The organism is Gemmatimonadaceae bacterium, assembly GCA_036496605.1.
GTDB lineage: Bacteria > Gemmatimonadota > Gemmatimonadetes > Gemmatimonadales > Gemmatimonadaceae > AG2.
In genome coordinates this window covers 68581-92738 of record DASXKV010000051.1, presented here as the reverse complement: position 1 = coordinate 92738, position 24158 = coordinate 68581, and the positions used below count along the sequence as shown (strand labels likewise).

General features: G+C 64.0%; 19 protein-coding genes. 4 read left to right on the top strand and 15 right to left on the bottom strand.

Translation table 11 applies throughout. The annotated features are described in order from the left end of the window. Window positions 1-28: 28 nt before the first annotated feature. From pilM to VGH98_20535, 12 genes are all read right to left on the bottom strand, one after another. Entirely contained in the window at window positions 29-1069 is a 1041-nt protein-coding gene (gene pilM, locus VGH98_20590; protein ID HEY2378389.1) for a type IV pilus assembly protein PilM, read from the bottom strand. 296 nt (window positions 1070-1365) lie between these two features. Then, on the bottom strand, window positions 1366-2499 hold the full coding sequence (locus VGH98_20585) for a hypothetical protein (GenBank protein ID HEY2378388.1): 1134 nt from the start codon (window positions 2497-2499) through the stop codon (window positions 1366-1368). Continuing rightward, window positions 2496-3389, bottom strand: a complete 894-nt coding sequence (locus VGH98_20580) for a prepilin-type N-terminal cleavage/methylation domain-containing protein (GenBank protein ID HEY2378387.1) — start codon at window positions 3387-3389, stop codon at window positions 2496-2498. The genes VGH98_20585 and VGH98_20580 overlap by 4 nt, the downstream gene beginning before the upstream one ends. After that, a complete protein-coding gene (locus tag VGH98_20575; protein HEY2378386.1) occupies window positions 3383-3787 on the bottom strand; it encodes a prepilin-type N-terminal cleavage/methylation domain-containing protein in 405 nt (134 codons plus the stop codon). Before VGH98_20575 ends, VGH98_20580 begins: the two co-directional genes overlap by 7 nt. 102 nt (window positions 3788-3889) lie before the next feature. Then, window positions 3890-5137: an ATP-binding protein gene (locus VGH98_20570; GenBank protein ID HEY2378385.1), complete on the bottom strand. Its 1248-nt coding sequence runs from the start codon at window positions 5135-5137 to the stop codon at window positions 3890-3892. Window positions 5138-5292: 155 nt separating this feature from the next. Beyond that, window positions 5293-5691: a prepilin-type N-terminal cleavage/methylation domain-containing protein gene (locus VGH98_20565; GenBank protein ID HEY2378384.1), complete on the bottom strand. Its 399-nt coding sequence runs from the start codon at window positions 5689-5691 to the stop codon at window positions 5293-5295. 137 nt (window positions 5692-5828) lie between these two features. Then, window positions 5829-7667 (bottom strand): tetratricopeptide repeat protein, encoded by a 1839-nt coding sequence (locus VGH98_20560; GenBank protein HEY2378383.1) that lies wholly within the window; start codon window positions 7665-7667, stop codon window positions 5829-5831. After that, window positions 7664-8461, bottom strand: coding sequence for a glycosyltransferase family 2 protein (locus tag VGH98_20555; protein ID HEY2378382.1), 798 nt, complete (start codon window positions 8459-8461; stop codon window positions 7664-7666). Before VGH98_20555 ends, VGH98_20560 begins: the two co-directional genes overlap by 4 nt. Next, a complete protein-coding gene (locus VGH98_20550; protein ID HEY2378381.1) occupies window positions 8458-10053 on the bottom strand; it encodes a hypothetical protein in 1596 nt (531 codons plus the stop codon). The genes VGH98_20555 and VGH98_20550 overlap by 4 nt, the downstream gene beginning before the upstream one ends. Window positions 10054-10120: 67 nt before the next feature. Then, window positions 10121-11737, bottom strand: a complete 1617-nt coding sequence (locus tag VGH98_20545; protein ID HEY2378380.1) for a hypothetical protein — start codon at window positions 11735-11737, stop codon at window positions 10121-10123. Further along, window positions 11734-13116 (bottom strand): sigma-54 dependent transcriptional regulator, encoded by a 1383-nt coding sequence (locus VGH98_20540; GenBank protein ID HEY2378379.1) that lies wholly within the window; start codon window positions 13114-13116, stop codon window positions 11734-11736. Before VGH98_20540 ends, VGH98_20545 begins: the two co-directional genes overlap by 4 nt. 18 nt (window positions 13117-13134) lie before the next feature. Further along, window positions 13135-14982 (bottom strand): ATP-binding protein, encoded by a 1848-nt coding sequence (locus tag VGH98_20535; protein ID HEY2378378.1) that lies wholly within the window; start codon window positions 14980-14982, stop codon window positions 13135-13137. A 59-nt stretch (window positions 14983-15041) separates the two neighbouring features. Between VGH98_20535 and VGH98_20530 the strand changes: the two genes are divergently transcribed. From VGH98_20530 to VGH98_20520, 3 genes are read left to right on the top strand one after another with little or no spacing between them, the layout of a single operon-like run. Then, entirely contained in the window at window positions 15042-16493 is a 1452-nt protein-coding gene (locus tag VGH98_20530; GenBank protein ID HEY2378377.1) for a hemolysin family protein, read from the top strand. Beyond that, on the top strand, window positions 16490-16921 hold the full coding sequence (gene arfB / locus VGH98_20525; GenBank protein ID HEY2378376.1) for an alternative ribosome rescue aminoacyl-tRNA hydrolase ArfB: 432 nt from the start codon (window positions 16490-16492) through the stop codon (window positions 16919-16921). Before VGH98_20530 ends, arfB begins: the two co-directional genes overlap by 4 nt. A 40-nt stretch (window positions 16922-16961) precedes the next feature. Next, the gene (locus VGH98_20520) at window positions 16962-17288 is read left to right on the top strand and encodes a hypothetical protein (GenBank protein ID HEY2378375.1); all 327 of its coding nucleotides are present in this window, start codon (window positions 16962-16964) and stop codon (window positions 17286-17288) included. A gap of 120 nt (window positions 17289-17408) precedes the next feature. Here the strand turns inward: VGH98_20520 and VGH98_20515 are convergent, their stop codons facing one another. The 3 genes from VGH98_20515 to VGH98_20505 are packed head-to-tail and all read right to left on the bottom strand — an operon-like array spanning window position 17409 to window position 20535. Further along, window positions 17409-17606, bottom strand: coding sequence for a hypothetical protein (locus tag VGH98_20515; protein ID HEY2378374.1), 198 nt, complete (start codon window positions 17604-17606; stop codon window positions 17409-17411). 48 nt (window positions 17607-17654) lie between these two features. Next, window positions 17655-19337 carry a hypothetical protein gene (locus VGH98_20510; GenBank protein HEY2378373.1) on the bottom strand — a complete coding sequence of 561 codons (1683 nt, stop codon included), beginning with the start codon at window positions 19335-19337 and terminating at the stop codon, window positions 17655-17657. Then, complete coding sequence (locus VGH98_20505) at window positions 19321-20535, bottom strand: glycosyltransferase family 2 protein (GenBank protein ID HEY2378372.1); 1215 nt, start codon at window positions 20533-20535, stop codon at window positions 19321-19323. The genes VGH98_20510 and VGH98_20505 overlap by 17 nt, the downstream gene beginning before the upstream one ends. 386 nt (window positions 20536-20921) lie before the next feature. Here VGH98_20505 and VGH98_20500 point away from each other — a divergent pair, with 386 nt between their 5' ends. After that, the gene (locus VGH98_20500; protein HEY2378371.1) at window positions 20922-24095 is read left to right on the top strand and encodes a hypothetical protein; all 3174 of its coding nucleotides are present in this window, start codon (window positions 20922-20924) and stop codon (window positions 24093-24095) included. The last annotated feature ends 63 nt before the right edge of the window (window positions 24096-24158 follow it).

Sequence of the window (24158 nt, the reverse complement as noted above, 5' to 3'; positions counted from 1 at the left end):
GCTGACTCGGCGACACGGCGGTCATTCGTTAGGCGACCTTGCGCAGGGCAAGGCCGATGGGAAGCATCAACAGCGGCGCGATCTCGTCAGTCACGAGCGTGTCGAGCGCGCCGTCCCGCACTTTGAGGTTCGCGAGCGGATTGGCTTGTTCGACCCGCAAGTGCAGGCGATTCGCGAGGAACTCACTGAGCCCCGGGATGCGCGATCCGCCACCGCAGGTGTACATCGCCCGGATCTGCGCCGTACGCGAATTCGACGCGAGAAACGCGACCGCGCGCTCGACGCCGACGGCGATCTCTTCGCCGCGGCTCGCGAGCACCGCTTCGATGTGCGGCGAGCGATCGTATCCCTGAAGCAGCGCTTGCGCCTCGTCCGGACCGAGGCCGCGCTCGCGCTGCAGATCTTCACGGAACCGGCGTGTACCGACGGTAATGTCGCGGGTAAGAATCGGAACACCCTCGTCGAGGATGTTCACGTTCGTCACCTCGTGACCGATGTTCACCAGCGCGACCAGACCGCCGAGTGCGTCCGGATGATTGATCTCGAATGCGTTGTGGAGCGCAAACGCGTCGACGTCGACGGCCGCGGGCTGCAAGCCGGCATCGCCGAGGACGCGCACCTTCGATTCGATCAGCTCGCGCTTGGCGGCGACGAGGAGCACGCTCATCTCGAGGCCCTCGCCGTCCGGATCCAGAATCTGGAAATCCAGCTCGACCGACTCCATGTCGAACGGGACGTGCTGCTCCGCTTCCCAGCGCATGAGCTCACGCGCCTGCTGTTCCTTGACGCGCTCGATTTGAATCTTCTTAATGATCACATCGCGGCCGCCGACGGCGGTCACGACGTGTTTCGATTTCACGCCCGCGGCGGCGAGCGCCGTTTGCACGGCCTCGGCAACGATGCCAGGGTCCATGACTTCGCCTTCGACGATCGCGTCGGCGAGCAGCGGGGCGACCGCAGCCTTGATGAGCTCGGGCTCCCGTTTCGAGTGGTCGATGACGGCGACCTTCACCAGCCCGGAGCCGATGTCGAGACCGACCGTCGTCTTCTTGCGACCGAATAGTCCCATGGGAGCGGTACGGACCTGGAAGCGCGACGACCGATCACCGAACGTCCACGCAATCGTCGCGGGAGGAGGGAAACGCGGACGGGTAGTTTGTCCGCGCGCTTCTATGTTGTAAACTTACTAATACACATGCCTAACATGCTGTGACACATCGCGCTTGCTCCGTTCCTTCACATCACGACGCACGCCCGAAGCGGGGCACGCTGACCGCGCGAGTGGGTCACTTCTACCGGGTAGAACGACCAACGACCCCAAGCGTAACATCGCATCTGTAGTGAACTGACACGGTGTCGCCACTCTCAAAACAGCTCCGACCATGCGCGTTCACGCACGCGATGAGGTTGCAGCCATGACGCGATGCCGTGTTCAGCGTCACAGCGTGAGCGACGCAACGTCGTCGTGTGTGTGAGTATCACCTCATTTGTCGCCGCATGAGAATCGGTCGTATCGCTGCTCTCGCGCCACGCGTACACCGCCCCGCTGATCGTAATGTTGTCAGCGAGCGTCTCGATGCCGCGCCTCGCGACAATCTGACCGGAAAACGTGAACGGCCCGGTGATCGCGAGATGTCCGTCGACCAGCAGGACACCTTGCCCGGCCCCACCGTCGATCGTGAGATCGCCCGATGCAAATACGAGCGGCACGCGCGTGCCGCACGCCGACGACGGTGTCAACGGAGCGCCCCAGTTGGCGTTCGTCGCGACGCAACGTCCGTCGACAATACTCGGTGCTGGTGCGACGCGCGCATCACGACCGAGTTGAATATCCGCGCGACTCGCGAGCTCGCTCCACCACGCGTTCGCGATACGCAGGTAGCTGCCCGAGTCCGCGGCGAGCGAATCGTGCGTTACCGATGGCGCGGTGCCGGGCGGAATGTCCGCGTCGAGCGTGATCGTCGCATTGGGCGACAGAAGTACTGCTGATGATGTCGAATCGCTGCACTGTCCCGTATCCAGAACGAAGCGCACCTGCGGCCCGACGATGACGCCAACGGCTGAAACGAGCCCGCCATGCAATCGCGGGGCTTCGATCGGAAGGCGAACCAGCAGATTGACGCGTCGTGCAATGTTCGTTGCGACGAGCCGCGACTCCGCCGTGATCGAAAAGACGCGCATCGTGAGGCGCGTGATGTGAATCGTCGTCATCACGTTCTCGTTGGGTGGCACGATGATGCGAATGCTGCTGCCCACCGCCTGACGGCTTCGCTCCGCCGAGCTCCAACTGCTCACGGTCGCATAGACCGCCGCCTCGGCGGCGGCGAGCAGCTGGGCACCGTGCCCCGTCGCAATCGCGTTGCGATGGGCTAAACGCTGCGCAAAGAGTACCGCCACGCTCGTCAGAGCGCAGACGACGAGGAAGTACAATACGGAGACGAGGGCTACGCCGGGCTGCCCAGGAACGCTCGCTGCACTCCAAGCTGAGTCTTCGCTCATTGGCGGTTGCGCAGGGCCACGACAACGGTCAGCGACTCACGCGCGACCATCGCCGCCGGCGCAGTATCAGAAATGAGCACGGACTCAATCCGCGCAATCGTGCGGGTGTCAGCAGCGCCGGAATTGATGCGTTCGCCCGCGCTGTCGAAAAACACGAAGCGCGTGCCGCGATCGCCGGAGACCGCGGCGAACGGTCCGCTGACTGGCTGAATGCCGTTGAATTGCAGAGTCGTAGTGCTCCAACTGCGCATGCCGAGGTACCAGCGGCCGTCGCCGCCCCGATAAAAGCTGAAGCGCAGCGGGCGTGTGACGCGGAGGACTGCGCCTGGAGTGGCGACGAGACTGTCACGCAGATCGGCTGCCCAGAGATGGGTGACGTCGAAGACGGTTGCACCATCGGCGTCGGTCACGGCGGCACAGCTGTCGGACGCCCGGCGTATCGCTCTGAGACGCAACACGCGCCACTGCTCGCCGGAGTCGCTGTCGAGCAGAACCCAAGCAGTGTCGCCGTCCTCGACGGCAGGGACCGCCGATCTAGCCCCGGCGCCAAGAAATGGCGCGAGAATCCACGTCGACGCAGTTCCACCGCACACGAGCGCGTTCGCGATCGTTTGGCGAAGTTGGATCGAGCTGTCGCGCGCTTCTCCGATCGCGATGTCGCCGCTGGCCGGCGAGAGGCCGCGCAGGTCGATTGGCAAAACCTCGGCCGCCCCACTGAGCTGCTCGCTCACGGCGACGCGAATGGCCTCTCTCCTCAATTGCGCGTCGAGATGGCCGCCGATTGCGAATACGAGGCTCAGCACGAGTGCACCCAGCACCAGCGAGATACTCACCTCGGCAAGAGTGAACCCCGGGCGCGATCTGCCCGCGGAGGCCGGACGGACTAACATCGCGCGCCAGTCCGCACTACGGTCACGCGCGGACCACGCGTCGTTGCGGCCACGACGCTGTCACCGATGACACGTGTCTCGTTAGGCCCAATGACCTCGGCGTACCACTCGGTGACGCCCGTGCCGGCGCGCGCGACGCCGATACCCGTCGCCCCGCAGCCAACGCTGGCAGCGCGCTCGAGCCGAACGGAGGCCAGGCGAAGGGCGGCTACGTCGCGCCGCAATGCGTCGGCGTCTCGTGTGCTCGCCGCCACCATGCCGACCAGCGCGATCAGCCCGACGTCGAGCAATACGAGCGCAACGAGCAACTCGATGATCGTGAAACCGCGGCGCGAGCGCGCATGCGGCGACGACCCGAGCAATCGATGATGAGATGGAACGCCAGTGCCTGGACGCATCGCGCCGGTTGCCTCGCTCGCGTGAATGGCGCCAAGCTACTCACCTCGCGGCGGGCTGAATGAGCCTTTGGTTGCCGTCCGAATTGTTTCGACGCGGACCGCTCAGTGATGTGCCTTACGCGCCCAACCGACAGGCGGCGTAGGACGTCGGCGAGCTCCGCGCGACTGGGGTGCTTCCGCAACCGGTGCCGCGATGACTGGGAACAGCACGTGAAAGGCTGCGCCACCCTCACGAGCGGTCGTCACCCAGATCGTACCCTGAAAGTTGTCCACGATTCGCGATACGATCGCGAGGCCAAGGCCGGTTCCCTTCCCGGCTGGCTTGGTCGTGAAAAACGGGTCGAAGACGTGCTCCGCGATCTCGCGTGGAATGCCCGGTCCCGAATCGGCAACTATGATTTTGGCGATCTCGATGGCGTCGTGGCCGGCGAGCCAGCGCTGCGCACGGAGCGAGGGGGGATGTTCGATGATGTGGTCACCACCGTCGGCGGTGCGCCGCGTCGCCGGCTGGCGCAGGGTGAAGCGCGCCGCGCACTCGAGCCTAACGACGATCTGGCCACGTCCATTCATTGCGTCAACGGCGTTGACCAGCAGATTGACGAAGAGCTGCTCCAGATCGTGTCGATCGCCGGAGACGTACAGTGGCTGTTCGGTGAGCTCGAGGACGACGTCGACCGACGTGAAGGCGTGTTGTGAGCGTAGGAGCGCGACCGAAGCACGAACGACGTCGTCGACGGCAACTGGTTCCGGTGCCGGCGGCCGAGCGCGTGCGTAATCGAGCAGACCTCGGACGATTCGCTCGATGCGCGCGCCCTCGCGCTCGAGCGCCGTCAGCAGCTCGATCGAATCACTACGCTCGCGAAGACCAGCTCGGAGGTGGTGGACGTGGCCGAGGATCGCGCCGAGCGGATTGCCGATCTCGTGCGCGACGCTTGCCGCCAGTCGGCCAATGCTGGCCAACTTCTCGGCGCGAACGAGCTGCGTCTGGTCCTCGAGCGCACGCGCGGTCAATCGATCGATTGTCGATGCCACGTCGTGCAGTTCGACAACCGATGTCGCCGGCATGCGTCGAGCGAGGTCTCCCGCGACGATCTCTTCGGCAGCCTTTGCAAGCGCGCGCAACGGACGGATGATCGCGTCGCGCACAACGAGCGTCGCCCAGGCGACGAAGAGAACGACGTCCACGGCGACGACGACAGCGAGGATCGCGGGATCGTGCACCGCAAGCAGGCGGCGCGGAACCGACAGTAGCGCCACGGGAAGAATGACCGCGGCCGCGAGCAGCATGGCGAACCGGATCAGCAGCTCCGTTTGGAGCGATCGGTGAGGACGGTCGAGGGGCGATGTCATCGGCGAAGGCTCCTCACAATGACGATTCCCTGGGCCGCGAGTGACGTGAGGCGTCGAGGGTTGAGGGTTGAGGGTGACAAAGGAAAGGCCCCGTGACTAGGTCACGGGGCTTCCTCCGCATCGCGCTCAGCGCTCTGCGCATTCCACGCTACGCATTAGGGCACGTAGCAGGCGGGCTCACCGTCGCCAGCCGTGGTGATGATCGGGCTCGTGGTGTTGACGCCGATACCGCAGGTTGAACCAGAAAGCTGACTGTGCGTAACCGTCGCCGACCAGTAGCCCGGCCCGGGGGTCACGCCTGGGACGCCGACGCCAGACGAGTTCTTGAACCCGTTACGCGCGACGAGCGTCGTCGCGGTCGTGTAGTACGTCGAATCCGAGAAGAACGCTTCCTCAGCCGTGACGAGGTTGCGCAGGTCCGACTTCATCGCCGTGACGTACGCCTTGTTCTTGGTGTTCGCGAACTTCGGAATCGCGATCGCCGCCAAGATGCCGATAATCACGACTACGATCAGCAGCTCGATGAGCGTGAAGCCCTTTCGATTGCGGAGCATTTTTCTACTCTCCGGGGGAAGTGAACGAAATGGGAGCGCGTGGCTCCGCTGTTTATTCGGTACTAAGCAAGGCAACGGATGGGCCACGTGATTATTACTTTCTAAAAACGCGTGGCAGCACGGCTTAGGCGGAACGGTCAGCGGCCGGTGACGTTCGCCACACGAGCGAATTGCGAGGTCCCTAGCTTTTTGCCATCGTCAAAGGAGGACATCGCGGCGCGCGGATGCGGGCTCTTTGTCCTATCGTTAGGCAACCTTGCCCCGCCAGACGGCGCCTTGCCCATGACGCTGTCAGCGTACTGTACGATGCGGCGCAGCTCCTTGAGTCGCGCACCACCGTACTCCATGGCCAACAACGCCTGTTCGCGCGCTTCCACGGGCTGGTTCGCATAGGCCAGACACAACGCGAGATTCTGCCTCCCCTCCCCCTGCCTGAAACGCGGAGCGATCGCGAAGGCCCATTTGTACAACGGGATGGCGGCAGAGTACATCCCGTTGGTTTGGTACTGCATCGCGAGGTTGTACGCCATGAACGGATCATACGGGAAGAGTGCCAGCGCGCGACGATAGTAGTGCTCTCCCTCCTTCTTGCGACCTGTCTCGAACATCCACGCGCCCAGCATGTACTGAGCGCGATAGCTCTGCGGGGAGTCGACGACGGATTGTGTGAACAATCGTTCATTGTCGTGCCAAACCATGGTGCGGGTGACACTGCGCCAGGAACCGGCGACCAATATGCCAGCGAGCGCTGCGATCGCGACAAGCCGTACGTTGCGCGCGGCACCATTCGAGTGCGCGCGCGCAGCGGCGTTCACCACCCAGCGAATGATCGCTCCGATGACGAGCATCGCGCCGAAGCTCGGCAGAAAGAGCGTTCGCTCGGACAGGATGATACCGGCAGGCACGACAAAATTGCTCGTGGGCAGCAGCGTTAGGCAGAGCCACGCCACGCCGAAGCTCGCGACACGGGCCGCTCCGCGCTGCTTCCACAGCACGACGCCGAGGCCAAGAATGCCGACGAGGAGTAGAAGCCCTGGGAGTTGAACGAGGCTCGGCCCCTGCGCGATATCGATGTACGGCGGCGCGTACTCCGTGGAGAGATGCGCCGGCCACAGTAGCAGACGGATCCACTCGGGGACGACGCCCAACATCGTCAGCACGCGGTTCGCGTAGCTCAGGCCCAACGCCTGAAAGACAATGAACGGCTGAAAGCCGGAGATGTCACCGTGTTTCACCACGTCGCGCGCGGCGAGGAAAAGCACCGCAATCAGCGTCTGCCAGAGCAGCAGCGGGCGGGCCGACGCAAGACGCGCACGCAATGAACGTTGCTCGCTCACGAGAATGGCCTCGACCGCGACCACCAGCGCGGGCAGCACGATCGCGTGCTCCTTGAAGAAGAGCGCGGCCGCGTAGCACGCGCAGATGGCGGCGCCTTCGCGGATGGAAAGATCGGTGCCCGTTAGGCGACGGCGCGCGTAGATGCCGACAGCGATGAGCAGCAGGAACGCGACCCACAGCTCCGACTGCCCCACGACGTTCGCGACGGCTTCGACGTGCACGGGATGCACCGCGAAAAGAGCCGCGACGATCCACGCGACGGCCAACGGCAGCAGCATTCCGGCGATCCAGAAAATCGCGATGGTGATCGCGCCGTACAGTGCGATGTTGACGGCGTGGAAGACCCACGCAGCTCCGTTTCCCAGGACCCACTCGGTAGTGAATGCGAGCATCGTCAGCGGCCGATAGCCGTCGCTGCCGTAGGCCTTCGGCCAGTAGGGCCGCGCGAAGACGTGCCACCAGCCCTGGAGCGTATGAACGGTGCCGTTCCTCTGAATGATGTACACGTCATCGTAGGTGAAGCCGCTCCGGACGCCGATGCCTGACGAGAGCGCAACGATGACGAGCAGAACTGCCGCGAGCAGCCACCATCGCGTTCGCGGCGACGGGTTGCGGAGTGCGATGGCGAGACGTCTCATCGCGCAAGATGGAATCGCGTGATGTGCCAGAACGCGGCGATGCCATCGCGCCAGTTGATTTTCTTCCCTTCGGCATACGTGCGACCGCTGTAGCTGATCTGCACCTCGAAGATCCGCGCCTTCGCCTGCGCGAGCCGCGCGGTGACCTCTGGCTCGAAGCCGAATCGGTCCGTCGTCAGTTTCGGCAAGATGACGCCGCGCGCCAGATCACCGCGCATGGCTTTGTAGCACGTCTCCATGTCGGTGAGGTTGAGGTTCGACAACATGTTCGAATACATCGTCAGCACCTTGTTGCCGACGGAGTGCCAGAAGTAGAGCACGCGATGCGGTCCGCCGAGAAAGCGCGAGCCGAAACACGCATCGGCGCGACCGTCGACGATGGGCTCCAGCAGCTGGCGCCAGTCGGCAGGATCGTATTCGAGATCGGCGTCCTGAACGATGACGACATCACCGGTGCTCATCGACAACGCCTGGCGAATCGCCGCGCCCTTGCCGCGATTGACGGGCTGTAGATGGAGCCGGTCGATGCGTCCCTCGTCCAACAGCTCCTGCAACAGCTGTCGCGTACCGTCGGTGGAGCAGTCATCGACGACAATGATCTCTTTCTGGAACGGCGTCGCGTGAATCTCGTCGAGAATGAACTCGAGCGTGTTGCGCTCGTTATACACTGGAACGAGCACGGACAGGCGGAGTGTGGCGCGATCGAGCGGGGTGCGATGACGTCGTCGCTCGCGCGCCAGGGCGCTTTCGGGATCTCGTCCCGACGCGGACGAGCTAGGTGCAATCTCAATCATCGTGACTTGGGAATGAGGACCAATCCCCCATCGGGGAAGGTGTCGACCACTACGAAATTCGGAGGCGGACCGAGGACCAGCTCGCGCGCGGCGTCACGCATCGCTCCAGAGGAGACAACCACTGCGGTCGGGCGATAGTGCGAGACGACCGAGCGAATCACCGCCGCGGCTTCCACGGACGTACGCTGACCGAAGTATTCGTCGACGGTGAACGTGCCAACCGGCACCGTCGGCCGTCCCGTATAGAGATAGACCTCACTTTCTGCTTCGGTTGCGAGTACGGCGTCGCGCGGTGTGTGTGTTGCAACCCAGACCAGTAGTGGATGCACGTTGCGCGAGATCAGACGCGGAATGCTCGACCACCACTCATGCCGATAGCCGCGCACGTTGTATACCCCATAGCCACAGGCGAGTAGAACGCTCGCGGCAAGTGCGGTCATCCGTGCCGCGCTCGCGTACCGCGCGGAGGGCCGCCAGCGGATCACCTCACGCACACCGAGCACCGGCAGCGCGATCACGAGCGGCCACACGCACCACAGAAAGCGTTGGGGATTGAAGGGCCACACGATCACGATCGCGCAGTAGAGTACGAGGAACACGGTGGTGACCGCTGCGCGCCGCCAGAGCACACGCGCACCGATCGCCGCCAGCACCGCAAGCGCGCTCAATGCGAGATAGCGCACGACGGTCGGTGTACCGGCTGCGGCGAAGACCTCGAACATCGCCGCGATGTCCGCGCTCGTGCGCGGCACGGTGCGAAGGATCAGGCCAAGTCCTTCCGCGCGTAAGCCTGAGGCGAACCACGGACCATAGGACTCGTAGTTCCCGCGCATCGTCGTCGGCACGACGCCGGCATGCGTCGCAACCCAGATCTGCCAAGGGAGGAGAATGGCGACGACAATGGCAGCAAAGATCGCGGCGTCCCGCAGGCGTCGGCGCGAGGCAAGCACGAGCGCGACTGCGCCAATCAGGGCAATCCCGTGGGTGCGGACGAGCGTCGCGATCCCTACGAGCAACGCCAGCACGACGACGTCGCGCGCGCGCCTCGAGTCTTCGTCGACGACACGCTCCGCCAGCAGAAGCGTTGGAAGGAGCAGCGCGAGGAACAGCGGCTCCGACATCACCAGCGCGCTGAGCGTCAGCGTTGGAATGCCGAGCGTCGCGGCGATGGCGAATGCCGCCGCACCAAGATCCGACATGCCCAAGCGCGCCCGCACGAACCAGAAGCAACCAGCGGCCGCGCCGCCCATGAAGAGCGCATTCGCGAGCTTGAAAACAACAACGTTCGCCGGAAATGCCGGGAACAACCACCAGAGAAGCGCGAGTACCGCCGGATAACCAGGCGGAAAGTGCGTTGCGGGTGGCGCACCGGGCACGTGCAGCCATCGATAGCCGTGACCAGTCGCGAGTGCTTTGCCGAGGATGACATACATGCCATCGTCGTGCGCGACGCCGACCGGAAGTCCGTCGACAATGATTGCGCCGACGGCAAAGACCAGAGCACCAACGAGCACGGCCACGAGCCATGCGGGTATCGCACGTGTCACGGTCAGGCGCGCGGTGGCCGGAATCGCGGGGACGGCGCCGGTCATCGGGATCTGCTCATGTCGGTCACTGCGGAGGGAGGTGATCCGGAGAGGAAGGGCGAGCTCGCGGCTCTCATGGGCGAATCACCGCAAAGACGGCGACACCGGGAACCGCGTCGACCTCCCGTAGCCCGACGGCGTGGGGTGACTGGGAGGCCGCGTGCTCGATGGCGCGGGCCGCCGTGATGGTCGTGGGAACGACCGTCACGACGTACCGCACATGGAACTGCCTAACGAGCTCGCCAAGCGCGGCGACGTCCGCGGCCGGGTCGCGTGCCTTCACATATTCGGCGGCAGTAAAAGAGACGGGCGGCATCGCCGGTCGCTGAGTGAACAGATAGACGAGTGGCTCGGCGTCGGCGACCACGATGTCGTGTGGATTGGTATTCTGGCTAATCCAGCGCATGACCGGCGCGATGCTCCGCGTTGCGTCGCGCACTGGGGCGGCCCACGAGCGATCGCGGTAGGCGAGCACTTCGGCGCGGGTAAGGCCAAGACAAAGCAGCGCAAGTACGGCGAGGAGTGCGTGCCTGACGATTCGTGTCGGTTGTCGGTCGGGGCTCCAGCGTACGACGCCGGCAGCACCCTCCACGGCCAGCAGCAGCACGAGCGGCCACACGCCCCAGATAAAGCGCCATGGCGTGTACGGCCAGAGCAACGTGACGGCGACGTATGCACTGACGAAGGCGATCGTCACCGGTGCGCGCCGGCGGAGTCGGAATGCGCCGAGAACGAGCAGCACGAGCGCGAACGTGAGCGGAACCAGGCGCACCATACCCATCTGCCACGGCGCGAATCGGTCGGCGAGGAGCGCCGCCGTCTCAGCGGCATTGCGGGCCACGGTATGGGCAAGAAACGGCAGCCCTCCACCCGTGACGCCATCCACGAACCACGTAGTGTACGAGCCGTAACTCCCGCGCAAGGTTGGCGCCAATACCGCTTCGTGAAGCGCGACCCAGAGTTGCCACGGCGCGAGAACGATTGCGGCGCCGGCGATCGTCAGCGCAGCGCGCCGCCACTCGCGATGCACTGCAAGGACGAACGCTAGCGCGGCCACGAGCACGAGCCCGTGCGCGCGAACGAGCGCGAGACTACCGGCAGCTGTGCCGAGAAGAAGGTCTTGCAGCGAAGTACCTCTCGAGGCGACGGAGCGCTCCGCGCGAGTGAGGACGAGAAAAAGCAGCGCGAGAAATGTGATCTCCGACAACACCAGCGTCGTGAGCTGGATGAGGGGCAACGACAGCGTGCCGACAAGAGCGAACGCCGTCGCGGCGAAAGGCGGCCATTGGAGACGGCTGATCAGAAAGCGCGCGCTTCCCCACGCAACAAGACCGAGGAGTGCCGCGTTCGTGAGGAGGATAATCGTTAGGTTTCCGGGGAATCGCGGCGCGAGCGTCCAGAGCAGCGCGAGCAGCAGTGGATATGCGGGCGGGTAGTGCGTCGCGATCGGCGCGCCGGGGAGGTGGAGATACCGATACCCGTTGCCGCTCGCGATGGCTTTCGCGAGTACGAGATAGACGCCGTCGTCGTGAAAGATTCCCACCGGGTATGGCGCGACGATGGAAGCGGCGACGGCACAGACGAGCGCCGCCGCGAGCAGCGGCGCGAACGTGCGAAGCGCTTGCGCGAGGGGAAGAGGCTCGTCGCGGACGTCCGTGGCAGCGACGGCCACAGAGGCGGCAGCACTCACGCGGCTTCGACTCCGTACCGCGAGAGCTTCCGGTAGAGCGTCGAGGGATCGATGCCCAGCACCTCAGCGGCGCGAGACTTGTTGCCCCCTTCGCTCTGAAGCACCCAGAGGATGTATGCGCGTTCGATCGCCTCGAGGGTGGGATTGAGCGGTGTCCGAGGCGACACCAGTGGTTCAGCCTTTCGCTGCGTTACCCGTTCGGGCAACGAAGCCAGCGTGATCTCACTTCCGATTGTGACAATCGCCGCGCGTTCGAGCGCATTCTCCAGCTCGCGCACGTTGCCGGGCCACTGGTACTCCTGCAGAGCCTCGAGCACGCCGGGCCCAAGCTGCTTGGGCGCTTCACTGCGTGTTTCAGAAATGCGATGTAGAAAATGCTCAACGAGCATGGGGATATCGTCGGCGCGCTGACGCAGCGGCGGCAGGTGCAATGCAATGACGTTCAATCGATAGTACAGGTCCGTACGGAAGCCTCCCGACTTGATCTCCTCTTCCAGATCGCGGTTCGTTGCGGCGATGAGGCGCGTATCGATCGGAATCGCTTCCGTCGCACCCACGGGAATGACTTCGCGATGCTGCAGGACACGGAGCAGCTTGATCTGCGTCGCCGGAGTCGTCTCTCCGATCTCGTCGAGGAAGAACGTGCCCATCGCGGCGGCGGTGAAGAGGCCCTCCTTGTCCTTCACCGCGCCCGTGAAGGATCCTTTCACGTGGCCGAAGAGCTCACTCTCGAGCAGCCCTTCGGGGAGCGCACCGCAGTTGATCGAGAGAAACGCTCCTTCGGCGCGGTTGGAGAGCTCGTGGATATAACGGGAGACGACTTCTTTTCCCGTACCAGATTCACCCTGAATGAGTACCGTCGATTCCGTCGGAGCCACGGTCTCGGCGAGACGCAGTACGTCGAGCCAGCTCTTGCTGCTACCCACGGGACGCGTCGTCCCGCTGCGCTCGCGACGACGAATCTCTTGCTTGAGCGATTTGTTCTCGACGCGCAGCTTTCGGTGCTCCGCGGCGCGGCGCAGGATCGCGACCAGCTCGTCGTTGCGGAATGGTTTCTGGATGTAATAGAAGGCGCCTTCATTGACTGCTTGCATTGCCGATTGCAGCGTTGCCTGTGCCGTCATGAGAATGACAGGGCAATCGGGATCACGCTGTTTCGCGGCAGCCAGGATTTCGACGCCCGTGACATTCGGCATCCGAATGTCGGTGAGTACGATGTCCGGCGTGGCGGCGAGCAGGTGCTCGAGTCCGCGCTTGCCGCCCTGCGCGAGAAGCGGGCTGAACCCCTCGTTGCGAAGAAGGATGTTGAGCGAATCGAGAATTCCCGATTCGTCGTCCACCACGAGGACGGTTGGCTTGCCGTTCGATGAGTCGGTCACGAGGCGCTCCCGATAACGTTAGGCGCTGCGGATGATCGGCATGGAGGCAGCCGGCGTATCGACGACGCCTTGCCTCATGGGTTGAGTTCGAGGCAAAACGATGGTGAATCGCGTACCGTTGCCGCCGCTATCCACGAAGACGAGCCCGCGATGTGCTTCGATCGCGCGCTGAACGACGGCCAGGCCGAGGCCACTGCCGCCGGGCTTCGTGGTGAAGAAGGGATCGAAGAGGCGATCGCGAATCTCGAGCGGGATCCCCGCGCCGGAATCGCGGACGCGGAGGGCGACCGTGCCCGCGTCGAAGGTGACGCCCACAGGAAGCGGATCGAACGAACCTGGCGTGACGTCGATGTGAACGACTCCGCCGTTGGGCGATGCCTGGAGCGCGTTCAACACGAGATTGAAAACCGCTCGATGCAGCAGATCGTCGTCACCGTCCACAATGAGCGAGACCCGACCCGGCGTCTCGCACACGATGCTTACGTCCTTTCGCTCGGGACGCGCCTCGGCGAGACGCGCGGCGTGCCGCGCAACGTCGCCCATGTCCACGGGTCGTGTCTGCGCGACGCGAACGCGCGCGAAATCGAGAAACTCCGAGAGAAGACGCGAGAGGCGGTCGGACTCGCGCACGACGAGGCCGGTGAGCGTACGCTCATCGTCACCGGCGCGTGGCATCCTGGCGAGCTGCTCGACCGCCGACCGAATCGACGCGAGTGGATTCTTGATCTCGTGCGCGAGCGATGCACTCAGCTCAGCGATCCCTTCCAGCCGCTCGGCGCGCAAACGCAACGCGTCGATCCGTTTCTGATCGGAGATGTCCTGGAAGATCGCGGTTGCCGTCCGATCGAGCTCACCGGCCTCGCCATCCGTATATGTCGTGGTGACGCCGATCGGAAATCGCCGGAGCACCGTCGAGACCAATCCCTCGGCCCGCGTCGTCCGGATCTGATCCTTTACCGAACGTTCGAGCGCCTGCGACAGCTCGGGAGCGATGGCGCCGATGCGCGCGAGAATCGGCTCGCCGATGTGCGACCGCAGATTGGCGCCTAACAACTGCTCGGCGGTTGGATTGACATATAGTAGGCGGCCGCCGGAGTCGACGGTGATGACACCACTCCGGATGTTGCGAAGTATCTCATCGGCTTGGAGCCGTGCCGCCTGCAACTGCGCAACGAGTCGCTCCTTCCCCGCCCCGGCACGCTGCAATTGCGCGCCGAGGTACGCGCTGCCCAACGCCACGCTGGCGAACACGCCGAGTTGGAGCCAAACTGCCGGGACCAGCGATGTACCCGAGATCAGCACCGTGTCCGCGACGTACAACACGTTGCCCAGCGCGGCGATGAGCAAGCCACCACCCACCGGCAGGAGGAGACTCGCCGTCGCGATGATGAGGATATACAGTGCCGCAAACTGCGAGGTGCTCCCGTTCGTGACGTGCACGACCGCCGTGACGAGCAGGAGATCGAACGTCGACTGGAGATAGAAGAAGGTCGGCTGGAGCGCCTTTTGATATATTTCGCTGTACCATGCCGAGAGCACGGTGACGCCCGTCGCCAGCGCGAAGGCGAGCGAGGCGACCAGGAGCTTGTGTGTATCGGTATCTTCGCGGGTCCAAACGAAGACTGCCGCGGCGAAAATTGCCGTGGCCACCGACATGCGTCCCATATACACCCAACGCAGCAACCGCCGTGGATCCAACATCGCTTCCAGCGAGTGGTGCTGGACGCGCGACGTGGCGGCGACGGCGGGTGCAGGCGCTGACGGCGTGGGCGTTCGAAGAGGAACGGGTTGCGGTGTCACGACGACGAGGTGGGGATGCGACTGTTGCAAAGTGCGAGACGGTGCGAGCCGTCCGGAGTCTTGCATTCTGCTATGCCTGTTGACGATCACGGCTGGCGCTGGTTTCCACGGACGCGGCGGCGCTGATGTCTAGTGCGTTGCCATGCCTCGTGTTCGCTGCGTTGAGGGCCGCCGCGCCAAATGGCGCGGCGGGGATCGATGCGGAGGGAGTCACGGCGCGAATCGTTGTCGTCCTGGCGCTCGTTTTCGCCAATGCCTTCTTCGTCGCCGCCGAGTTCGCGCTCGTCGCCACGCGACGCAGTCGCGTGGAGAATCGCGTCGCGGCTGGCGATCGGAGCGCGAAGCTCGTTGAACGAACACTCAAGGATCTCGACCGCTACATCTCGGTTACTCAGGTCGGTATTACGCTCGCGTCTCTCGCATTGGGCTGGTTAGGCGAGGACGCGATCGCCCTCCTCATCGACGGCATCCTCGCCCGACTCGGCTGGTCCATGCCCGCCGCCGCGGTGCACACGACAGCGGCCGCAGCCATCGCATTCGTCCTGATCGCGTTCCTGCATATCGTGCTGGGCCAACTGACGCCGAAAGGGCTTGCGCTCGTGAGGCCGGAGCGAACGAGCGCGCTCGTCGTGCGCCCACTCATCGGCTTTTCGGTATTGCTGTCGCCGTTCATTACGGTCCTCAATGGCGCCGCGAACGGCGTGCTGCGGCTTTTCGGCGTGCGGTCGTCGCGTTCCCTCGAGCGCGTGCACTCGCCGGAAGAACTGCGCCTACTCGTTATGCAGTCGCGCGCGCATGGGGCGCTCGACGAGTCCGACAGCCTCATGCTCGCCGGCGTCTTCGATTTTCACGAGAAGCGCGCACGGGACGTGATGCGTCCCCGCACCGATATCGTCGCGATTCCGGTCGACGCCAGCGAAAACGACGTATTGCAATTCATGCGATCGGAGCGCTACTCGCGCTATCCCGTCTATCAGGAAACGCTCGACGATGTCGTCGGAGTGCTCGTCGCAAAAGATCTGTGGCTCAAGGAGAAGGGCGCGTCGTTCGATCTGCGCACGCTGATTCGTAAGCCACTGTATGTCCCCGACAACCGTCCGGCGGTGCGCGTGCTCGACGATCTGAGGCGGACGCGCGCGCACATGGCGGTCGTTCTCGACGAGTATGGCGGAACCGCCGGCATCGTCACGCTCGAAGATCTCGTCGAGGAAGTGATCGGCGACATCAACGACGAGTACGACTTTGCCGTGCGCGAAGCCATCGAGGCGAACGGCGTGCTCGAGCTGGCAGGATCGATGTCGCTCGTGGACGTCCGCAGCGATTATCGCTTGCCCATTCCCGACGGCGACTGGACCACCCTCGGTGGCTACACGTTCGCGCGACTCGGGCGCGTGCCGCGGATCGGCGATCGCGCTGGTTTTCCCGGGGGCGAGCTGGAAGTGGTGGCGATGGATGGCCGTCGCGTCGCCGCGGTGCGCGTCGTTAGGGTCGACGATCGCGGCCGGCGCCGGACGCCCGCGAGCTCGCCGCGTCCGGCGAGTGCGCCTTCATCGGCGCCGCCACCGCCTGCCACATGAGCGACGACGACATCGTCGTCTCGTCGGCGCTCACAATCCCGCAGGCGGAGCTGAGCTTTCGCGCGTCGCGAGCGGGTGGGCCCGGCGGCCAGCACGTCAACACGTCGTCGACGCGAGTCGAGCTGTTATGGGATCTCACGCGCTCGACGGCGGTGACGGACGACGTCCGCTCTCGCCTGCTCGCGAAGCTCGCGTCGCGTCTCGACGCGGAAGGCATGGTGCGCGTCGTCGCCAGCGACCGCCGAAGCCAGTCTCAGAATCGCGACGCCGCCGCGGAGCGACTCGCGGAGATCGTTAGGAAGGCGCTCATTGTCCCGAAGAAGCGCCGCCCGACGCGTCCAACCGGCGCCTCACGTGAGCGACGTCTATCCGAGAAGCGCCAGCGTGGCGAGCGAAAGCGCGATCGCCGGCGCGGCGACTACGACTGACTGCACGTATCCTTCTTCCTGACAGCGACATCGCCCGGTCATGTCGGGGCAAGCCGCGTTCGTGTCGAGGGAAGCCGCAGTCGTGTCGGGTGAAGTCACGGTCGTGTCGTGTGAAATCACGGTCGTGTCGTGTGAAATCACGGTCGTGTTGCGAAATGCTGGCGTCGCCTGCCAACAAATCAGGGTGACTGCCAACGTTGTCGCGGTCGTGCCATACATTGCCGCGGTCCTGTCATGTATTGCCGCGGTCGTGTCATATAATGCCGCGGTCGTGTCATATAATGCCGCGGTCGTGTCGTATATTGCCGCCGTCGTGTCGTACACTGCCGCGGTCGTGTCATACATTGCCGCGGTGCACTCGCTCTGAGCAAAGGGCGCCCTCGGTTTTGCGCGCATCGCCATCGAAGTTGCTGCCGGCGCCGACGCTTTTGTCATGGTCGCCTGACGAGTCGTCACGGGCGCCTCACGATTTGGCAGGTGATGCTGCCTAGACGGCGGCGGCGCCGAGGTTTCTGCCGCGGTTGCCTTCGAAGTTGGAACGGTCGCCTTCGAAGTTGGGACGTTCGCCTTTCTTGCCGGAGGCGCGGCGCCGGCGGCTGGCCGCTTCGCGCTCGCGAAGCTCCTCGATGCGATCGAACCAGTGCGAGCGATCGACGTCGGTGAAGACTTCGGCATCGTGTGTCAACCGGTGTCGCAACGAGCGGAACGCGCGAGGTAGTTGTTGCAGGTAGCCCTAACGACGCGCGAGGGAGCTGCCGAGTCGCGAGAGCGCGCGTGTCTTCTCGTCGAACAGATACGTCGCGCGATCGGGCGCCAGCGCGGCCAGCTTCGCATCCTCCGCGCCGCGATCGTACACGATCCACAGGCGCGCACTCGCGAGATCGGGATCGTTCGCGACGAGACTCTCGTGCACATAGTGCCACGGAGCGTACCGCACGAAAAGAATCGCTCGCCGATCGGGGATCGCCGAATTGACGAAGTTACGCCAGCTACGAAGCGTATTGTGACTGAGGTCGGCGAATTGGCGCGCGCCATTGATGCGAGGAATCGCGAACCAGAGGAGAGCGCCAACCAGCGCGGCAGTCGCGAACGTCGGCAGACGCTGCACTTCATGCAGCAACGCTGCACTCGGCGCGCGCACGCGCTGGACGATCATCGTCGTAACCATCCACAGCCCCAGCGAGGCGGCAAAGGGCAGTAGCCAGGACGACTCGAGATAGTACAGCGTCCACGGCGGCGGGTGCGCGTAGCTCAAGTAGGAAACGAAGAGCGCAACGGCGCACGCCAGCGCGTACGGCCCCTCACGAATCGGACGACCTACCGCGAGCAGTATCAGTCCGATGATCGCGAATGGCGCGAGTAGTGTCCGCACATCCGGCCGGCGCCAGGTTCCGAGACTACTCTCGCTGATCTCCGAGAGACGTGCCCAGGTCTGTGAAGGGAGATTCGCAATTGTATAATTTTTGTGTAACCCCCCGAACTGCTGCGCAAATCGCGACATCACTGGCGAGAGCTCACGGCGAGGTGGCGTCGTATCCAGGCCGAAGCCAGGCACGTCCCACGGCATATACTCGCGCGACCAGACATTCCACGGCATCGAGCGCCAGCTGCCAGTCACCTTCGCATTGCTGACGAATACAATCCCAACGATGGCCGCACCGATCGCCGCCGCGGGCGCGATCGTGCGCCAGTGCCAGGCGCGGTAACGGGTCAGGGTCCAGATTACGACGAGGCCGGTTGGAATGGCGTAGGCGACCATCGTTAGGGGTCGAGTGATCCCGCCCCACGCGACGCAGGCCGTGACCAGCGCAAGCCAGCGCGCCTCACGACGCTCACGGAATTCCAGAAGCGCCCAGAAGCCGAGCAACCAACAGAGAGTCGTCGTGTTCTCGGAGAAGTAAGAGCTGTGGAAGCGCAGCTCCGTGCGTCCGAGGAGCCAGAGGCAGAACGTGAGCAGCGCGACCCAGGAATTCGAGACCCGTCGCGCCAGCGCGAAGATGAGTGCTCCGCAGGCCGCCACGAGAAGCAGCGGAACGAGACCGGGCAATCCGAGCCAGATGCCTGGAACGAGCAGCAGGCTGTGTCCCGGCGGATACTTGGACGCGATGACGGGATCGGTGAAGACGTGAAATTGCTCGAAGAACGCCGGAATCGGGGCGGCGGGCTCGGTCCACTTTCCGTGTGCGAAGATCTGCGCCTGCAGCAAGTAGGAGACTTCGTCGTGTACCGTGCCGACGTCGTTCAGCGACCGCCACACCGTCCACGTCACCGCTGCCGACAGCAGCGCCGCGGCAACGAGCGGCGCTCGGCCAGCAAGCACGCGGTTCGTGGACTCCCATTCGGTTGCGTTCTGTCGTAGTCGCCGAACAAGGAACACCGCGAATGCGGCGAGAATCAGCTCAGGTATCCAGAGCATGACCCCGTCGCAGGCCCAGTACGCTCAGAAAGAAACTGAAGAGAATGGTCTGGAAGCCGAGCGTCGTGAGCGTCACGCCGGGAATGGCCCAGCGCATCGTGTGGCCGTAGCTCAGATGTCCGAAGTCGACGGCCCACCACTGCGCAACCGATCCGCCGAGGAGCGCGAGTCCCGCGAGCATCGTCACCGCGCCGACGAGCAGGCCTCGCTCGAGCGAGGCAGAGCGACTCCATTTCGTTAGGCGTGGATCCGCGGGAAGCAATCCTTCGCTGATCGCGAACACTTTCGTGAGCAACGCAAAGACGATCGACTGATAACCACCGATGACGCTGAGGCTGGCGAACAGGAGCGTGTGCACGTCGAAGGTGATTCGGCCGATCTGCAGTCCTGGCATGGCGATGCCATAGCCGATCGCGCCGAGGAGCAGGAGGAGCGCGCCGGGGATGAGAAAGAGCCAGCGCGGACTGTAGAGCATGAAGAAGCGCAACGTCCGCCAGCCATCGCGAAAGGTCCGCAGATGTGGCGCGTGCGCCTTGCGTCCATCGGGATGGAGCGTGATCGGGACCTCTGCCACGCGCGCCCCGAGAAGACTGGTCTTGATGATCATCTCGGTAGCGAACTCCATCCCGGTGCAGCGTTGTGCGAGGCGTTCGTAGTGGGCGCGGGTAAAGCCGCGCAGGCCGCAGTACACGTCGCTCACCGGCGCGTTGAACCAACCGCGGGCGAGCCAGGAGAACATCGGATTGCCCCACCAGCGGTGGAGGAACGGCATCGCGCCTGGAAGCAGTGTTCCACCCCCAGACGGAAGGCGACATCCCTGGGCAAGGTCGTAGCCTTCGCGCAGCTTTTCGAGGAAACGCGGGATTTCGCGGAAGTCATAGCTATCGTCCGCGTCGCCCATGAGGATGTATCGGCCGCGCGCGGCAGCGATCCCGCCCATGAGCGCCGCGCCGTAACCTTTTTCACGAACGCTGACGACGCGAGCCCCGAGCTGCGTAGCGATCGCTGGCGAGCCGTCGGTCGAACCATTGTCCGCGACAATCACCTCGCCCGAGATCCGGTGACTGCGCAGCGTGTCCATGGCCTTGCGAACGCAAGTGCCAATCGTGTCCGCCTCATTGAGGCACGGCATCACGACTGAGATCTCGACGTCTCGCGGGGCGATGAACGGTTCGGCGAGTCGTAGCGCGCTGGTCACACTGATCGCTCCTTGAGGGAGTAACTCTCAGAAGACGATCTAGCCGGGGCAGGCGGCACCGTCGGCTGACGGTGCAGGGTGTCCGCTTACAGACTTCGGACACCCATATGTCCCTTAGTGAACTCCTTATCACGTAAGAGGGTTTACGGGGGGCAAGTGTGACGACTACCCTTGAGAAGCAGCATTGTTGTACTCGCTTTGAGATACCGCGTCTGGCGTAAGGGTCAGGCATTGGGGACGTGTCTTCATAGACAGGCGAGCTCAGATCGAAAGCCTATGAGGCACGTCACTTGCCCGCCTGCATAAGCGCGTCGGGATGCGGGCACGCAGGATTGGCCCGCGTCCTGGCACCTCTTTTAGCTGCGGCTCGTCCGCGAGGACTCGAAATGCTTTCGCATCGCGTGCGTTGGGTGGCCCGCCATATACCGCTCCTCGCTTTGCTCTCACTCATCACTGCGCCGATCTCACGTGCAACAGCGCAGTACTTCGGGCGGAACAAGGTCCAGTACGAGAGTTTCGCCTGGAAAATCCTCCGCTCCGATCACTTCGACAATTTCTTCTATCCGTCCGAGTCGCTGATCGTACGGGACGCGGGGCGCATGGCCGAGCGCTGGTACACGCGACATTCGGACACCTTCCGTCACGCGTTCGATCGCAAGTCGCTGATCTTCTACGCCGACCATCCGGATTTCGAGCAGACGAACGTCATTGGCGAGCAGCTTGGCGAAGAGACGGGCGGTGTGACGGAAGGATTGCGCACCCGCGTGATCATGCCGTTTACCGGCATCTATTCCGACAACGACCACGTGCTGGGCCACGAGTTGGTGCACGTCTTTCAGTACAACATTGCTGAAGGCGCTCCGGGCGGCGGACTCCAGCGACTCAACGCACTACCCGGGTGGCTCATCGAGGGCATGGCCGAGTATTTCTCCCTCGGCCGTCAGGATCCGCTCACCGCGATGTGGATGCGCGACGCGGTCATGCGGAACAAGTTCCCGACGGTCAAACAGCTCACCACCGATCCCCGCTTCTTCCCATATCGCTACGGCCAGGCGCTCTGGGCGTACGTCGGCGGCAAGTGGGGGGATCGCGCGATCGTCGACGTATATCGCACGTCGCTGCGGGTCGGCTGGGACGCCGCGCTCGTGCGCGTGCTCGGCATCAACGACGACTCACTCTCGAAGGAGTGGGCAGCGGCGAACCGCGCGATGTATCTGCCCCAAATCGCCGGACGGACCAAGCCGGATTCCGAGGGCAAGACGATCATCGGTCTGGGCAAGAAGCTGAGCGAGCAGCAGAACGTGTCGCCGTCCGTGAGTCCCGATGGCAACTACCTCGCGTTCGTGACGCAGCGCAATCTCTTCACGACCGACATCTACATCGCCGACGCGCACACCGGGAAGCTCATCAAGAAGCTCGGCGGTCCGGAGAGCGATCCGCACTTCGACGCGATCAGCTTCATCAACTCGTCAGGCGACTGGTCGCCGGACGCGAGCAAGTTCGCGTTCATCGTGTTCTCGAACGGCAACAACGAGATCGCGATTCTCGACACGCGCTCGACACGCGTCGAGCGGCGCATCAAGATCCCGGGCGTGGGCGCGATGAGTCACGTGTCGTGGTCACCCGACGGCAGGACGCTCGCGATCTCCGGGCAGCATGGCGGGATCGGCGACCTGTTCCTGCTCGATCTGCAATCGGAGCAGGTGAAGCAGCTCACCAACGACCGCAACGCGGACATCCAGCCGGCGTGGTCGCCGGACGGCAAGATGCTCGCGTTCGCAACCGATCGCGGCCCGGAGACGGACTTCAACACGATGAAGTTCTCACCGCTCCAGATCGCAACGATGGAAGTTGCCACGGGCCGGATTACCGTTTACTCACCGTTCCCACACGCAGCTCATAATATCAATCCGCAGTGGACGCCGGACGGCCGCGAGCTATACTTCGTCTCCGATCCGGACGGCATTCCGAACATCTATCGCCTCAATCTCGCGACGAACGACGTACATCGCCTAACGAACGTCGCGACGGGTATCAGCGGCATCACGTCGATCTCGCCGACGCTCACGGTCGCGCAGAAAACCGGCCGGGTGCTGTTCACGGTGTTCGAGGGACAGGGCTTCACGATCCGCGCGCTCGAGCCGGATCAGGCGCAGGGCGAGCCGGCCGTGTTGACCGACGGCGCACAGGTGGCGTTAGGCAGCCAGCTCCCGCCGGGCGATGTGACGCGCAGTCTCGTCATGACGTACCTCGCCGATCCGGTCGATGGCCTGCCCTCCGGAGGCGATTTCAAGGTGACGCCCTACAAGGCGTCGTTCTCGCTCGACGCGCTCGGTCAGCCGTCGGTGGGCGTCGTCGCGGGCGGGCCATTCGGAACCGGTGTTGCCGGCGGCGTCTCGGCGTTCTTCGGCGATCAGTTGAGCGATCAGACGATCGCGACCGCGATTCAGGCCAACGGGACCGTCCGCGACATCGGCGGCGCCGTCTACTATACAAACTTGCGAAACAGGTGGAACTACGGCGCGGGACTCGAGCACGTGCCGTATCTCACCGGCGGTATCTTCTACGATACCGCGACGGTCGGAGGGGTGAACTGCCTGTGCGCGATCGACCAGGTGCTCGAACGCATCTACATCGATCAGGCGTCGCTCTTCTCGCAGTATCCCTTCGACCAGACCAGGCGCGTCGAGTTCAATGTTTCGGCGACACGACTCGGCTTTCAGGCGGAGCTCGATCGATTGGTGACGGACCCGTCGTTTTCACAGGTCCTGGACGAACAACGCACGAACATTCCGACGCCGCCCGCGATCTACTACGCACAACCGGAGATCGCTTTTGTCGGCGACAACTCCTTTGCTGCCTACACATCTCCCGTCGCGGGACAACGGTACCGGCTCTCGTATTCACCGACGATCGGCAACATCAGCTTCCAGACGTTGCTCGCGGACTACCGGCGCTACTTCTTCATGCGTCCGGCGACCCTTGCCTTCCGCGGCATCAGCTACGGCCGGTACGGAAAGGACGCCGAGAGTTCGCGCCTCTCACCACTGTATCTCGGTGAGGAGACACTCATCAGAGGCTATGGCTTCGGCTCGATTACGCAGGAGGAGTGTCTCGTTGGCCAGAGTCAGCAGAGCTCCTGTCCGGTCTTCGACCGCATGCTCGGCAGCCGGATGGCAGTCGTCAACGCCGAGCTTCGCATTCCGCTCTTTGGCGGCTCGGAATTCGGTCTCTTGAACTTCCCCTTCCTGCCGACCGAAATCGCGCCGTTCTTCGACGGCGGCGTCGCCTACACGAGCACGCAGGCGCCGGATTTTCGCTTCTCGACGAATCCGGCAGACGCCGCGCAGCGTGTCGCGACCAACTGTCAGAATCAGCCGGTGTCGACGCAAACGAACTTCGGCATCGTCTGCACGGACCGCATTCCCGTGTTCAGCACGGGCGTCACTGCGCGCGTGAACTTCCTCGGCTACATGATCTTCGAGGCGTACCTCGCCCACCCGTTCCAACGGCCAGGAAAGAGTTGGGTCTGGGGCTTCCAGTTAGCGCCAGGATGGTAGACGAATACGGGGGTAGGGGCTCGAGCATAGGGGCTAGGGATCGAACTCCCTAGCCCCTATGGC